Source organism: Ezakiella coagulans (assembly GCF_003096635.1).
GTDB classification, from domain to species: domain Bacteria; phylum Bacillota; class Clostridia; order Tissierellales; family Peptoniphilaceae; genus Ezakiella; species Ezakiella coagulans.
The window spans coordinates 113727-128564 of the sequence record NZ_QEKV01000002.1; the positions used below are offsets into that span (position 1 = coordinate 113727).

At 39.1% G+C, this 14838-nt stretch carries 14 protein-coding genes; all 14 read left to right on the forward strand.

What is annotated here, in order from left to right:
• Window positions 1–4 precede the first annotated feature (4 nt).
• The 14 genes from C7381_RS01975 (at window position 5) to C7381_RS02035 (ending at window position 14825) form a co-directional block, all read left to right on the forward strand.
• Window positions 5–730 carry an energy-coupling factor ABC transporter permease gene (locus C7381_RS01975; RefSeq protein WP_034547975.1) on the forward strand — a complete coding sequence of 242 codons (726 nt, stop codon included), beginning with the start codon at window positions 5–7 and terminating at the stop codon, window positions 728–730.
• On the forward strand, window positions 714–1004 hold the full coding sequence (locus C7381_RS01980; protein ID WP_034547973.1) for an energy-coupling factor ABC transporter substrate-binding protein: 291 nt from the start codon (window positions 714–716) through the stop codon (window positions 1002–1004). The genes C7381_RS01975 and C7381_RS01980 overlap by 17 nt, the downstream gene beginning before the upstream one ends.
• The gene (locus C7381_RS01985) at window positions 1004–1684 is read left to right on the forward strand and encodes a CbiQ family ECF transporter T component (RefSeq protein ID WP_116479681.1); all 681 of its coding nucleotides are present in this window, start codon (window positions 1004–1006) and stop codon (window positions 1682–1684) included. Before C7381_RS01980 ends, C7381_RS01985 begins: the two co-directional genes overlap by 1 nt.
• 9 nt (window positions 1685–1693) lie before the next feature.
• Complete coding sequence (locus C7381_RS01990; protein WP_116479682.1) at window positions 1694–2461, forward strand: energy-coupling factor ABC transporter ATP-binding protein; 768 nt, start codon at window positions 1694–1696, stop codon at window positions 2459–2461.
• 96 nt (window positions 2462–2557) lie between these two features.
• The gene (locus C7381_RS08760; RefSeq protein ID WP_281261747.1) at window positions 2558–2692 is read left to right on the forward strand and encodes a hypothetical protein; all 135 of its coding nucleotides are present in this window, start codon (window positions 2558–2560) and stop codon (window positions 2690–2692) included.
• Window positions 2689–2934, forward strand: coding sequence for an SdpI family protein (locus C7381_RS01995; RefSeq protein WP_116479683.1), 246 nt, complete (start codon window positions 2689–2691; stop codon window positions 2932–2934). The genes C7381_RS08760 and C7381_RS01995 overlap by 4 nt, the downstream gene beginning before the upstream one ends.
• Window positions 2935–3055: 121 nt before the next feature.
• Window positions 3056–3736, forward strand: coding sequence for a response regulator transcription factor (locus C7381_RS02000; protein WP_116479684.1), 681 nt, complete (start codon window positions 3056–3058; stop codon window positions 3734–3736).
• Window positions 3729–4955 (forward strand): sensor histidine kinase, encoded by a 1227-nt coding sequence (locus tag C7381_RS02005; protein ID WP_116479685.1) that lies wholly within the window; start codon window positions 3729–3731, stop codon window positions 4953–4955. The genes C7381_RS02000 and C7381_RS02005 overlap by 8 nt, the downstream gene beginning before the upstream one ends.
• Window positions 4956–5041: 86 nt before the next feature.
• Entirely contained in the window at window positions 5042–6013 is a 972-nt protein-coding gene (locus tag C7381_RS02010) for a S1C family serine protease (RefSeq protein WP_116479686.1), read from the forward strand.
• 299 nt (window positions 6014–6312) lie between these two features.
• On the forward strand, window positions 6313–8097 hold the full coding sequence (locus C7381_RS02015) for an ABC transporter ATP-binding protein (RefSeq protein ID WP_116479687.1): 1785 nt from the start codon (window positions 6313–6315) through the stop codon (window positions 8095–8097).
• Window positions 8094–9863, forward strand: a complete 1770-nt coding sequence (locus C7381_RS02020; protein WP_116479688.1) for an ABC transporter ATP-binding protein — start codon at window positions 8094–8096, stop codon at window positions 9861–9863. Before C7381_RS02015 ends, C7381_RS02020 begins: the two co-directional genes overlap by 4 nt.
• A gap of 757 nt (window positions 9864–10620) precedes the next feature.
• On the forward strand, window positions 10621–11301 hold the full coding sequence (locus tag C7381_RS02025; protein ID WP_116479689.1) for a 5'-methylthioadenosine/S-adenosylhomocysteine nucleosidase: 681 nt from the start codon (window positions 10621–10623) through the stop codon (window positions 11299–11301).
• 97 nt (window positions 11302–11398) lie between these two features.
• A complete protein-coding gene (locus C7381_RS02030; protein ID WP_116479690.1) occupies window positions 11399–13108 on the forward strand; it encodes an ABC transporter ATP-binding protein in 1710 nt (569 codons plus the stop codon).
• Window position 13109: 1 nt separating this feature from the next.
• The gene (locus tag C7381_RS02035) at window positions 13110–14825 is read left to right on the forward strand and encodes an ATP-binding cassette domain-containing protein (protein WP_165803556.1); all 1716 of its coding nucleotides are present in this window, start codon (window positions 13110–13112) and stop codon (window positions 14823–14825) included.
• Window positions 14826–14838: the final 13 nt, after the last annotated feature.

A 14838-nucleotide genomic window follows, 5' to 3' on the forward strand; every position in this document is an offset into this window, starting at 1 on the left:
AATTATGAACAAAAAAGAAAAAAGATGGCTGTTTAGTCTCGTATTATTTATGGGACTAATGCAAGCCTCGACCTCTTATGCCATGCACATTGCTGAAGGTTTTTTGCCTAAAACACAAGCTCTTATATGGTTTATTATTTCGGCACCTTTCATTGTTGTCGGTATGAGAAGTCTAATCAAAGTTACACGTGAACAACCGGAAAGAAAACTACTTTTGGCATTGTCAGGAGCATTCGTATTTTTGCTATCAAGTCTTAAATTACCGGCAATGACAGGTTCCTGCACACACCCTACAGGTGTTGGTCTCGGAACAATCTTATTCGGACCGCTCCCAATGTTTATCTTGGGAACAATCACACTTATTTTCCAAGCAACACTTCTTGCACATGGAGGACTCACAACACTCGGAGCAAACGCATTTTCAATGGCAATTTGCGGACCTATTTGTGCTTGGGTACTTTGGAAAGCATTAAGAAAAGCTAAAGTGAATGAATTCGTTGCAGTATTTATTGCAGCAACAATCGGTGACTTGTTCACATACCTAATTACATCAATTCAACTTGGAATCGCATTCCCTGGAGATTCGTTTGTGGTTGCTGTTGGAAAATACATGGGTGTATTCATGCTCACACAAGTTCCTATCGCAATCATGGAAGGTATCTTGACCGTTCTTGTATACAACGGTGTAAAAAATGTTGAAGGAGGTCTATTAAATGAAACAAACAACTAAATGGTTATTAATAGTCCTTATGATCGCACTTGTTGTTATTCCGCTATTATTCATCGAAGGTGAATATGGTGGAGCAGACGACGCTGCAGGCGAAGTTATTGAAGAAAGCAACCCTGACTATGAACCATGGTTCAACTCAATCTTCGAACCGAAGTCAGGTGAAATTGAATCACTCCTATTTGCACTTCAAGCTGCAATCGGAGCAATAGTAATCGGATACTTTTTCGGATACTACAAAGGTAAAAAATCTGTTAAAGCACCGGCTAGAAAATAATGAACACAATTGACAGTCTTGCAACAAACAACAGACTGACAAAAACAAATCCCGTTTTAAAGGCAGGGCTTGGAATATTCTTCCTTGCCCTTGCCTTTTTTATCGATAGGTGGGAAATCCATCTTGCGATAGTAATTTTAACGTTAATTGTCGTTCGCTTTGTTGCAAAAATAAATCTAAAAAAATTTATAAAACTTTATAAAATTCCGGCGGCATTTATAGTGCTCGGAGTAATTTCTATATTGATTGGATTCGGCTATAATACCGAAAACTACACACACTATATAAAAATCGGAAACATCTATGCCGGATTTCAAAAAAGCATGATAAATGATGCGAAACTCATACTCTCAAGGAGCCTTGCAGCAATCAGCGCAACATTTTTTATAAGTGTCACAACTCCGATAACACAACTTGCACAAGTATTGAAAAAAATGCACGCTCCGCAAGAATTTATCGAGCAAATGATACTTATGTATAGATTCATTCAAATCTTCTCGATTGAACTTGAAGCAATGCACTCGGCAGGCGAGCTGAAACACGGTTTTGAAAGTCCGAAAACATGGCTAAGATCCATTTCTGAAATCACAAAAATGCTATTCTTCAGAGTCATGAGAAGTTATACAGACTTTAAGAACGCACTCGACCTTAAACTATTTGACGGAAACTTTTATTTTTAGGAGAAAAAAATGCTTGAAGTAAAAAATCTTATAACAAAAATTGATGAAAAAACAATACTGAAAAGTATAAATATGAAAGTAGAAAAAGGCGAAGTGATTGGCCTTATCGGACAAAACGGCTCCGGTAAATCCACACTCTTTAATTCCGTCTTAGGTCTTGTAAAATTTAATTCAGGGGAAGTCGATATCGACGGAGAAAAAGCGGACTATTCAAAGAACGGCAAAAGAAAACTTAGACGTGACGTGACCCTTGTCATGCAAGATCCGGACAGACAAATATTCTATTCGACCGTCCGCGACGACCTCATGTTTCCTTTAAGAAACCTAAAAGTGCCGGAAGAAGAGGCGAAACAAAGAGTTGAAAATGTAATGAAAACCATAAACATGGAATATCTTGCGGACAGATTCGTTCAAAACCTTTCATACGGCGAGAAAAAAAGAGTCACAATCGCCGGCGCAATGCTTCTCGAGCCGAAATATCTCTTTATGGACGAGCCGACGGCAGGACTCGACCCGCGTCTCACCCGTCAAATGAAAGAAATACTCTCCGACCTCAAAAAAACGTGCGGCATAGTTGTGTCGAGCCACGATATGGACTTCATCTACGGAGTCTCCGACTACATCTATGTCATAAAAAACGGAGAAATCGTCCTCGAAGGAGAAAAGGACACAGTTTATGAAAATGAACAAATCATCATGGACGCCGGACTTGATATACCCGGCGGCTTCAGAATAAAAAAACTTATGGAAAAATATGGAATAAAAGATGAGATATAAGTGAATACTCTAAAAATATATTAAGCGGATGCGGTGCATTCGCTTTTTATATAAATTCAAACAAAAAGGGTATATATAAATCAAGGAGGGAGTTTTATGGGATTTAATTTAATTATGGTTATTGCGGTGAGTTTTGTTCCGCTTATTATGATTATTTTCGGAAATATGTTTCTAAAACTCCACCGAAAAAGCCGAATTGGGCTTTCGGATACAGGACGAAGTTTTCGGTGAAGAGCCAGGAGACGTGGGATTTTTCACAAAATCTCATCGGCAAGTATTGGAAGGCTTTGGGGCTTGTTCTACTTCCGCTTTCAAATGCGACGCTCGCGATTATGAACGGCTGCAACATCGATACGATTGGAAAAGTTGTGGGCGTGATAGAAATTGTTCAATGCACATTTATGATTGGAGCAACATTTGCAGTTTCGTCGAAGCTTAAAAAAGTCTTCGATGCGAACGGTGTGAGAAAATAAATATGTAAATTACCGGCAGGATGTCAGTTGTGACATTTTGCCGGATTTTTTTAATTTTGGGGTATAAATCATTTAGGTTAAATTAAGTTTTTATATTTATAATATTATCGGGGGTGTTTATATGCGAATTTTACTTGCTGAGGATGAAGTTTCTCTTTCAAAGGCGCTTAAAGTTATTTTGGAGAGAAACAATTATTCCGTGGACCAGGTTTATGACGGGGAGGAGGCACTCTCTTTTTTGTCTGCGGACAATTATGATTGTTTGATTTTGGATTTGATGATGCCGAAAGTCGACGGTATCACTGTTTTAAAGACTATGCGAAAGGAAGGCAATATGCTTCCCGTTATTATTTTGACGGCAAAGTCGGAGGTCGACGACAAGGTTTTGGGTCTCGATTCGGGAGCGAACGATTATCTCACAAAGCCGTTTAACAGTCGCGAGCTTTTGGCGAGAATCCGCGCAATCACGAGGTCCAAGGAAAACAACGAGGGCGATTCTATTTTAAAGATGGGAAACACGATTCTTATGCGCGATACATTTATTTTAAAGACCGACTCCGGCGAAACTCGTCTTCAAAGCAAGGAGTTTCAAATATTGGAGCTTTTGATGCAAAACAAAAACAAGCTCATTTCGACGGAAAGGCTTATGGAAAAGATTTGGGGTTTCGACAGCGAGGCGGAGATAAATGTGGTTTGGGTTTATATTTCAAATCTTCGTAAAAAGTTGGTATCGCTCGATTCGAATGTGGAAATAAAGGCAACGAGAAACGCCGGATATACTCTCGAGGAAAGAAATGATTAAGAAATTAAGGAAAAGATTTATAGTTGCATCGATGCTGTCGCTGTTCATAGTTCTTGCGGTCATCATGTCAATCGTTTCATTTATAAGTTACAAAAAAATTGTGAAGCGTGCGGACGAAACTCTCGACATTTTGGCGGACAACAACGGCAGATTTCCGAGCGGAAGTTATATGGAGGAGTATGGACTAAACCCGAATGAGTCGATTGAGCTTCCGTACGAGTCGAGATTTTTTTCGGTGCTCGTCGGCGAGAGGGAGATTGTAATTTCGGTGGACACCGGAAAGATTGCCGCAGTTAATACAAAGGAAGCGGTAAAGTATGCGATTGATGTTTTAAAGAGCGGGAAAAGTCGCGGCTATCAAGGGGACTACAGATATAGAGCGGTTGCGGAAGAGTCGGGAGTGCGAATTATTTTTCTCGATATGGGGCGCGTGCTCGAAAATTTCAGGTCTTTTGTTTCAATCGGAATTTTGATTTCAATTGTCGGGCTCATAATCGTATATGTGCTCATTGTGCTCACGTCAAAACGCATAACAAAGCCGGTTTTGGAAAGCTACGAAAAGCAAAAACGCTTCATTACCGACGCGGGGCACGAAATAAAAACACCGCTCGCAATCATAAATGCGGATGCGGAAGTGCTTCAAATGGACCTCGGTGAAAATGAGTGGCTCTCTGACATAAAAACGCAAACGACAAGGCTAACGGAACTAAGCAGCAGCCTCACTATGCTTGCTAGAATGGACGAGGGTGCCGACAGTTTGAATATGAGCGAGTTTAACATTTCGGAACTCGTTTCTGAAATGACGGAGTCCTACAAAGCACGTGCGATTCTCGAGGAGAAAAATTTGAATGCGGAAATTAATCCGGACATTATTTTTTGTGGCGACAAGAAAATGGTCGAAAAACTTTTGTCGGTCATTTTAGACAATGCTTTTAAATATTCGAGCACGAACGGCAATATAGATGTGAAATGCGAAAAAGCGAGAACACAGGTTATTATCGAAGTCACAAACGGCACCGACTACATTTCGCGTGAGAACACAAAACATCTATTTGAAAGATTTTATAGAACCGATGAGTCGAGAAGCAGCAAGACCGGCGGATATGGTCTTGGGCTTTCGATTGCAAGGGCGATTGTAAATTCGCACGGCGGCGAGATAAGTGCAACGACTGATGATGAAAAGTCTTTAAAAATTCAAATAAAACTTCCGATAAAATAAATTTTAAGTATAATTAAGTTAGATTTTAAGTTTTGATTAGGTTTCTCTCTTTATAATTTAGATATAAAGTTAAGGGAGGAATCAAAATGGACTTTAATGAAAAGGATAACAGACGTGAATATTTAGAATATGAGACAATGAATGGATATATGTATGAGCCGGAAGCAAGGATGGAGAAGCCGAAAAAATCTTCGCCTATAAAAAAGTTTTTTGTGTCAGCGGTTGCCGCAGTGATGCTTGGAAGTTTTGCAAGCGGCTCGTTCTATGGAACGAAGATGCTTTTCTTCGAAAAAAAAGCACCGACTGCAGTGGAAACGCAAAATGTTATGACCGTTGCAAATAAAGCACCGGTGGTGAACGACGTTTCGGCGATGTCAAAGGAAGCTTTGAAGTCGATAGTTTCAATAACGAATGTCGCTGTTCAACAAGTGCCGGACTTTTTCAGCTTTTTCCAAGGTGGCGGGGTTGAGAGAGAAGTGAAGATGAGCGGTTCAGGAGTGATTCTCGAAAAGACGAAAGATTATCTTTATATGATCACGAACCATCACGTAATCGACGGTGCGAAAGATTTGTCGGTCACATTCTCCGATGACAAGACATATAAAGCCGAAGTTGTGAAGTACGATGAAAACAACGACATTGCAATTATTCGCGTGAGAATAAAGGATTTGAGCGAGTCGACTTTGTCGGAAATAAAACCGATAAAAATCGGTGATTCGAATTCGCTTGAAATCGGAGAAAGCGTCGTTGCAATCGGCAACGCCTTGGGATACGGTCAATCCGTCACAACCGGCGTCGTCAGCGCTGTGAACAGAAACTTTGCACCGAAGGAAAGTCTCGACACAAAGACATATATTCAAACGGATGCAGCAATTAATCCTGGCAACAGCGGCGGGGCACTTCTTAATATGAAGGGTGAACTCGTCGGCATAAATACCGCAAAGATTGCATCCTCGAGCATTGAAGGCATGGGTTATGCAATTCCGATGGCACGCGTTTTGGAACTTATAAAGGGTGCAAACATAGAAGAGTTTCAAGAAAATGCATTAAATTTATAGAATTTTAAAAATCTCGAATTTATTTTCGGGATTTTTTTTATTGGATATTAATAATTATAAAATGGAAAATTTAAAATTATAAAAAAATAAAAGAAAAAAATAAAAATATAGAAAAAAACACTTGCATAAATTTTATAATAGTGATATAATAAAAATAAATTCAGAATATGGTTTTTAACTAAACCGAAAAAGGATCCAAAAAACTTTGAATATATTCGAATTAAACTCACATTGACGGGAAACAGTACTTAATTTCGTCGCAAACTACTTAAAATTTACTCGCAAGAAAGGGAAAAATTATGGAACAAAATGGCAAAAAACTAGGGGACAAAGCGATAAGGCGCGCATACAAAGAAATTTTTAAAGCCGCACCCGTCGCTCTTGTATGTTATCTCCTGATGATAGCACTTTCCGGCTTGGCACCGACTGCAATTGCAATTGTAACCGGATATGTAGTCGACGCAGCGATAAGCGCTGTTAAAGGAGCTGGAGAAATATCAGCGGTGATCGACAAGGCGATAATTCTTTGCGCTCTTGCAACTTTCAATTTCGTTTCGAAACCTATAATCGAATGGCTCATGTCGGTTGTTATGGTAAATCTCGACGGCAATTTGAACGAAATGATTGTTGAAAAACATTCAAGACTCGCATATTGGCGCCTCGAAGACAAAGCGTCGCTCGACTTAATAAAACAGGTCGAAAAGAAAACATTGGATCAATTTAAAACCGCGCTTCAAGCGATGAATCATTTGGGCATAGTTTCAATCTCGGCAATCTCCGCACTCATAACAATCACGGTTTATGTTTGGTGGGTTGTGCCGGTAGTGATTGTTGTAATCTATCCGCTCATCTGGCTCGCAAAGAAGGGCGCAAAGGAAACATACGAAGAAGACAAAGCACTCAATGAAAAATATAGATATGTCGAAATGCTTGACGAAGTTCTGCTTGGAAAAGATTCGGCAAAAGAGAGATATCTCTTCGACTATTCGGACCACTACAACGAAATCGACTACAAAACTTATCGCGAAGTCACGAACGCAAAGTTTAAAGTTATGAAAAAATGGTTCAAACGAAGCAAGACTTTCTCGTCGATTTTCTCGCTCATCGTGCTCGTTGTGGCACTCGTACTTCTTAAACCTGTAAAAGCGGGCACATTGACTTTCGGTATTTACACCTCGGTCATCGCACTTGTAAGCACACTTATAAACCAAGTCGGATGGACAATTCCGAATGCAATGGACGCATTTACAAGTACAAGCCTTTTCTTCAAAGACTTCTTCACATTCATGGATTTCGACGAAGAAGAGTCTGGGCTCATAAGACCGGAAAAAGTTCCGGAATTCGAATCGCTCGAATTTAAAGATGTGCGCTTCACATATCCGGGAACGGACAGAGAAATACTTAAATCAATGACTTTTAAAATCGAAAAGGGTCGCCACTACTCTCTTGTCGGCGAAAACGGAAGTGGAAAGTCGACCGTCATAAAACTCATGCTCGGTCTTTATGACCAATATGAAGGCACGATTTTAATAAACGGAGTAGATGCAAGGACGATGCCTTTAAACGTTCGCCGTTCGATTTTCTCCGCAATATTTCAGGACTATGTAATTTTCGGAACGACTATAAAAAACAATATCGCAATGGGTTATGCGGACAGAGAGGCAAAAGTGGAGGAAGTGATTGACGACCTCGATTTGAGAGAAATGGTCAATAAAATGCCGGAGGGAATCGAGACGGAAATCGGAAAGCTCGACGACAGAGGACTCGACCTTTCGGGCGGTCAACGCCAAAGAATTGCTCTCGCGCGTGCGATTGTGTCGGATTCGCCGGTTGTGATTTTGGACGAACCGACAGCGGCGATGGACCCTAAAACAGAGTCGAAACTCTATGAAAAAATGGGAAAACTGACAAAGGGCAGAACCGTTATTTTCATCTCGCACAGACTCGGCTCGACATCTTTGAGCGATGAAATATTCCTGTTCAAAGCGGGAAAAGTTTTTGAGCACGGCACACATGACGAAATGATGGCGCTTAAAGGTGACTATTATGAAATGTACAATTCACAAAAGGAGTGGTATTCATGAAATCAATCTCGAAATTTTTCAAAACAATACACGATTTGATGCCGTTTGCGATAAAACCGGCGGTCAAACAAAATAGGGGCGAATTCATTTTGATGGTCGTGTCCTCGCTCATCCAATCGACACTTCTTGGACTGAACGTGATTATCCAGGCATATTTCTTTCAAACGATCAATGAATATATAAACGGCGGAATGCTCTCGACAGCAATACTCGGCGCTGTGCTTTTCGTGTCGCTCTTGATTTTCGGACAAGTTATTAACGCCGTTGTAAATTACTCGATAAATAAATTTATATCACTCGCCGGAAAAACTGCTGAAAACGGAATAATGTCAAAAGTGAAGAAATTAAAACCGATTTATTTTGAGGACCCGGAAAATCTTTTGAAACTATCGAGAGCGCGTGCCGGAGGACCGGATGCAATGCTTTTCACGGGGCTTGCTGCGATGGTTGTGTCGGGATATTTGCCGTATTTTATAATCATGATATGGTATATGTCCTCGAAAAATGCATCGCTTGCACTCATATTTCCAATACTCTTTTTGCCGGCTTTAATCGGTTACATTTTTAAGATGAAGATTGTTGTGAAACTGAAAAATGAAGAAACGAAAATTACACGTGTGCGCGATGAATATAGAAGCTACATCATCGGCTCGGCAGCGAAGGAAATGCGCATGGGCGGATTTTACAACTTCCTCCACAACAAATATAAAACCGGATGGGACGAAGTGAAAAAAGTTCAAAAAAGAGCAAACAGAAAGACATTTTGGATTGAATTTACACTGAAAATAATAACCGCCGCCGCATATTCGAGCGTTATCTATCTCATTTTAAGAGCAACGCTCATGGGCGACACTAATGCAGGCTTTCTTGCAGCGACAATTACCTCTATGGAATTTATGTTCGGCATAATGGAGGAACTTCTGCAAAATTCAATTGCACCGCTCGCCGAAAGATATGGCGGAATAGATTTCTACGTCAACATGATGCGTGAAGAAGAAGCCGATAACGGAACGGATATGACGCCGATTGAAAGTGTAAAAATCAGAAATCTTTCGTTTAAATATCCGAACTCTGAAAGATATGCTGTGAAAGATGTGGACCTCGACCTCGAAAAAGACAAACTCATTGCAGTTGTCGGGGAAAACGGAAGCGGAAAAAGTACACTTCTAAAACTTGTGCTCGGACTTTTCGACACCTCCGAAGGCGAAGTGAAATACTTTGACGAAAAGGGCGGGGAAATCGAAAATCCGAACCTTCGCGAAAAAACTTCCGCAATCTTTCAGGACTTCTACAGATACAAAATGCAACTCGATGAAAATATTGAAATTTCGGACTTGAATAAAAATGATGACTTCGGATTGGCTCTTGAAAAAGCGGGACTGAACTCGAATCTTCCGATATTTCCGAATGGCGGCAACACCGTGCTTTCGCGTGAATTTAACGGAACGGACCTCTCCGGTGGACAATGGCAAAGAGTCGCAATTGCCCGCGGAGTATATCGCGACCGCGACATCATCGCCTTCGACGAACCGACCGCTGCAATCGACCCTCTCGAAGAATCGGCACTCTACAACAAACTTCGCGAAATCTCAGCCGGAAAAATCTCGCTCTTGATCACCCACAGAATCGGCTCCGCTCGTATCGCCGACGAAATCATTGTCATGAACAACGGGGAAGTGAGTGAGAGAGGGACACATGAAGAACTTATGAGATTAAAGGGAGAGTACTACGGAATGGTCAATGAACAGTCTAAATGGTACAAGTAGGAATATTTAATTTGCGGTCTATTTTGCGATAAACGGTTGATTTCGTGTTTTAGTCGCTGCGACGTACTTGTCAGTACGCCTCACTCCTAAAACACTCTATCTAACCGTTTCTCATCAAAATATCATCGCAAATTACGGTGTTTATGTATGTGGAATTGGTTTGAATATGCGATAAACGGATGATATTGTGTTTTAGTCGCTCAGACGTATTTATCAATACGCCTCACTCCTAAAATATTTCATCTAAGCGTTTCTCATCGAAAATTCCTCGCAAATTGGTGTGCATATATGAACCGGCAAACACCGGTTCTTTTTTGTGATTATAAATTGTATGATGTTGCAAACACCTGCGCAATCAAAAATTGAGTTTACGGCGCATGTCATCAAAATTTCTCGCAAATTGGAGTAGATGTTTGCGGTAGTTTTTGCGAGAAATTTTTTAAAATGTATGATATTACAAGCAGCGATTGCGAAATGATACAATTGTATGAATATATCATCGTGGATAAAATGGCGTGTGCTATTTTTGATTATATATTTTAAATATACATCTTTAGCTGTATGTTGTTATAACAACGAAATTTATATATTCTATTCTATTATACATTCATCTTTGACTGTATGTTGTTATAACAACGTACGTAAAAAATCGTGGCACACACAGGAACAAACGATTATAAAAAAAACACACCCCCACCCCCACCTCTCATATTTGAAATTCTCACCCAAACCATGTATAATTTAAGTAATTGGAGGGATGAGATATATGAATATCGGGATTTTAGTGGCGGTTGAATTTGACGCTTTTTACAATATATACGGTGAGCCGATTGAGAAGTTCAAGCACGGGTATTTGGAGGTTTTTAAGTATCATATTCACGGCAAGGATGTTTATGTTGCTGCATCGAATGCGGGGCAGATTAGGGCTTCGATTGCGATGACGGTTCTTGTTGAGGTTTATCACTGCGAGATTATTTTAAATTACGGCGTGGTTGGAGCGCTACGCGAGCAAGAGGTTGAGGAGCTTGCAGTTGTGCAAAATGTTGTGCACTATGATTGGGACGTGAGCGAAGTCGATGTAATCGAAAAGGGCAGGTATTCGATGTTTGATTCGACGATGATTCCGGTTTCTAAGAGACTTGTGGATTTGGCGGTTAAGCTCGACCCGGATCTCGAGAAGGTAAATCTTGCATCGGGCGACAAGTTTGTCGACAGACGCGCCGACAGAGAGAAGCTTTATAAGGAGTGGAACTGCGACATTGTCGATATGGAAGGCGCATCGATTGCACTCTGCAGTTATCTTTTCGGGGTGGAATGCCTTATGATTAAGGCGGTGAGCGACACTCTCGAGACGGAAGGTCAAGGTTTTTATGAAAATTTTGAGAGAGCAAGCAGAGTTGCGGTGAAACTTATCGACGATTTAATTTTGAATTTGTAGATGTAAAAGCAATCAAAAGGGTTGCTTTTTTTATTGCAAGTAGTATAATTTAGTTAAAGGTATTTTATATTATATTAAAGCTTTAGGGGGGGCAAGCGTGAAAGCTATTTTTAATACATATCGCTTGGTGCGAAGAAATGCAGGAGCAATTTATGCTCTGATTATATTAGAAAGTATAATAAGTGCACTTACAGATCCGCTTATTATTTATGCAACAAAGCTTTCGGTCGATTCGATTGTAGGGTTTGTAAGCGGCGGTGCAGATGTAAAACCGGTTATATTTTTGGTTTTATTGTTTGCGTGGAAAGAGTTGTCGAAGTTTTTTAGAAATATTTTGGACATAAAGCTTGAGCAAAGGCTCGAATTAAATTTAAACAAATCGCTTATGAACAAGCTTTCTTTAATTTCGGTTGATGAAATAGAAAAGTCGGAGTTTCAAGATAAGTTAAATCAAATCAAGGACAGACCGCATCTTGCACTTATAGAGCTCTTCAATTCTTCTATTTTAATTTTGTCGACAGTTATTAAGGTTGTCGGTATTGCGTTTGTGTTTTTTAATATTTCCGGAATTCTTGGAATATCTTATTTGATTGCTGCCATTTTTGATATTTTATTTACTTTTATGGCAGTTAACAAGATGAATAAGATGTTTGAAAACACCTCAAGAAATGAACGCGAGATGGAAAATGTAATAGATATTTTGAAAAATAAGGATGCTTTATACGAAATCAAAGTGTTTAAGATGAAAAATTTATTTTTAAACAGGTTTGAAAAGTATTCGTCTGCGGTTTTTAAGGAAAGGCTCGACACGACTTTGAAGAGTCAAAATTATCTTCTTTTAAGTTCTGTTGTTAATATTGTTTGGATGGGGCTTGTGATTTTATTTATAGTTTCGAAGCTCCTTGCAAAAGCGATTGGTGCAGGCGACCTTACGGCGATTGTAACATCTGCATCCAGTACTTTGGATATGGCTGAGGATTTTGTTTATGAGGCTTCAAATGTTTCGAACAATGGATATATCGCGAATACATTGTTTTATATTTTGAGTTACGATGAAAGAAAGGTTGAAAAGAGTTCTAAATATGGGGATGAGATAGAGTTTTCGCACGTGAGTTTTAAATATCCGGGGACTCAAAAGACAGTTCTTCACGATTTGAGTTTTAAAATAAACAAGGATAAAGTGACTGCAATTGTCGGAGAGAACGGAGCAGGGAAAAGCACTATAATAAAATTGGTGGCAGGTCTATACGAGCCGACAGAGGGTTCTGTGAGAATTTCAAATATGAATCCATATTCGATGTCAAATGAGGATATTTCAAATGAACTTTCGATAGTTTTTCAAGATTTTAAAAATTATGAAATCAGTTTACGCGACAATATTCTTTTCGGCAAAGCCGGAGATATAGCTGAAGATTTGAGACTTTTGGAGCTTGATAAGTACAGCGAAGACACAAATATAGGAAAGCTTGAAGAAGACGGAGTGTATCTTTCGGGAGGAGAGAACCAAAAGCTTGCACTTGCAAGGGCTATTCAAAAGAAATCGGATTTTCTTATATTTGACGAGCCGACAGCCTCGATGGACCCGATGGTTGAAGCTAAGATGTATGACAATATTTTGAAGGTTTTAAAGAGTCGCGGTGCAATAATTATCACTCACAGATTGGTTCTTTCGAAACTGGCGGACGATATAATTGTGCTTAATGAAGGAAGAATTATAGAGCGCGGAAGTCACGACGAACTTATGAACAGGGGCGGAATTTATAAACAGATGTATGACGAACAGTCGGGTTGGTACAAGGAGAATTAAAATGTTTGAAGTATTAAAAAAGATATCCAAAATTACCCCTTTCGGAACTGCATATGTATTTCTATATCACATTGTTTCAGGAGTTTTGGTTGCACTGAAACTCAATTTTACGATGAATATTATTGAGTCGGGATATCAATATATCGTTCGATGCGAAGATATTAATTCAGTAATAAAATATGGAATTTATCTTTTGGCTTTAATTTTCACTGAAAGGGTGATGGAGTATTTTTATGCTGTTTTCATGAACGGATTTTTATACGAAAAGTCCGACAACAAATTTAAATATGAAGTCGCACACAAGCTTACTGAAATCGAGATGATAAAATTTGAGGACAGGGAATTTTTGTCAAATTTGGAAAGGGCTTCAAATGCGGTTGACGATGAAAGGATGAGCACATGTGTACATTTGATGGCGAGAATTTCGGGAGAGGTTGTAGAAGTTGTTTTAATTCTTTTAACGCTTCTTTCATACAGCAGATATTTGGTATATCTTGCACTTCTGACAGTTGTTCCGTATTTTGTGACTAGAATAATTAGAGGAAAGGCATTTTATAAGTTAAAGAATATAGAGATATATAACGAAAGAAAACTAAATTATTTATATAGTATATTTACAGATGCAAAAATCAACAGAGAGATAAAGCTAAACGACAGTTCGGATTTTTTTGTGAACAGATATGAAAATATTTTTGCGGATGTGGGCGACAAATATTATAATGAGAGATTAAAGGATGCAAAGTCACTTTTGTTTTGTGATATATTGAGCGTGATTTCTTATTCAGTTGCGGTAATATTAACTATAAAACTTGCATTCAGTCGCGACATTGCCATCGGGATGATGGGAGCGGCGCTTATTGCTTTTAGAAATATGCAGTCAAGCACAAAGGAAATGATTACCTCGATCGGCAATATGCCGAAAAACTTGATGTTTGCAAATGATTTTATAAATTTTATGAACACGGAAGAAGAAAAGAGGAATTTCAACGTTGAGTTCGGGAATGTAAAAATGGAAGATGTTTCATTTATTTATCCGAATTCGGAAAACGGAATAAAAAATATAAATGCTGAAATCAAAGAAGGAGAGTCGGTTGCAATTGTCGGTTACAACGGTTCCGGGAAAACGACATTTACAAAGGTCATAAGCGGGATTTATAAATCGGATGGTGAAATAGTTGTTGGGAATTCAAATATGAACTTTTCGGGAATTTCTTTTGATGATTATACGATTGTTCCGCAAATCAGAACAGAAACAAACCTGACTGTCGGAGAACATATTTCATCGAAAGAGCATTTCGATTCTGAAAAAGTCTTTGAAAAACTTAGATTCGTTGGACTTTCAAAGTTATGCAAAGATGAAATATTAAACACAAGAATAGGGAAAGAATTTGACGGAATTGAACTTTCGGGTGGAGAAAGAGAAAGACTTGATATTGCGCGGGCGTTATATGAGGATAAAAAGTTAATCATTATGGACGAGCCGACCTCAGCGCTTGATCCGATGGAGGAAAGTGCGATTTTAAAAAAATTTTTGGAAATATCAAAAAATATAACGTCTATAATTGTTACTCACAGACTTGGCATTACAAAGTTTGTGGACAAGGTTATAGTATTTAAAGACGGTGAGATTATCGCAAACGGAACACACGAAGACTTGATGGAAAAGTGCGAACACTATAGAAATATGTATAACGAACAAAGTCGTTTTTATTTATAAAAAGTTTACAGAA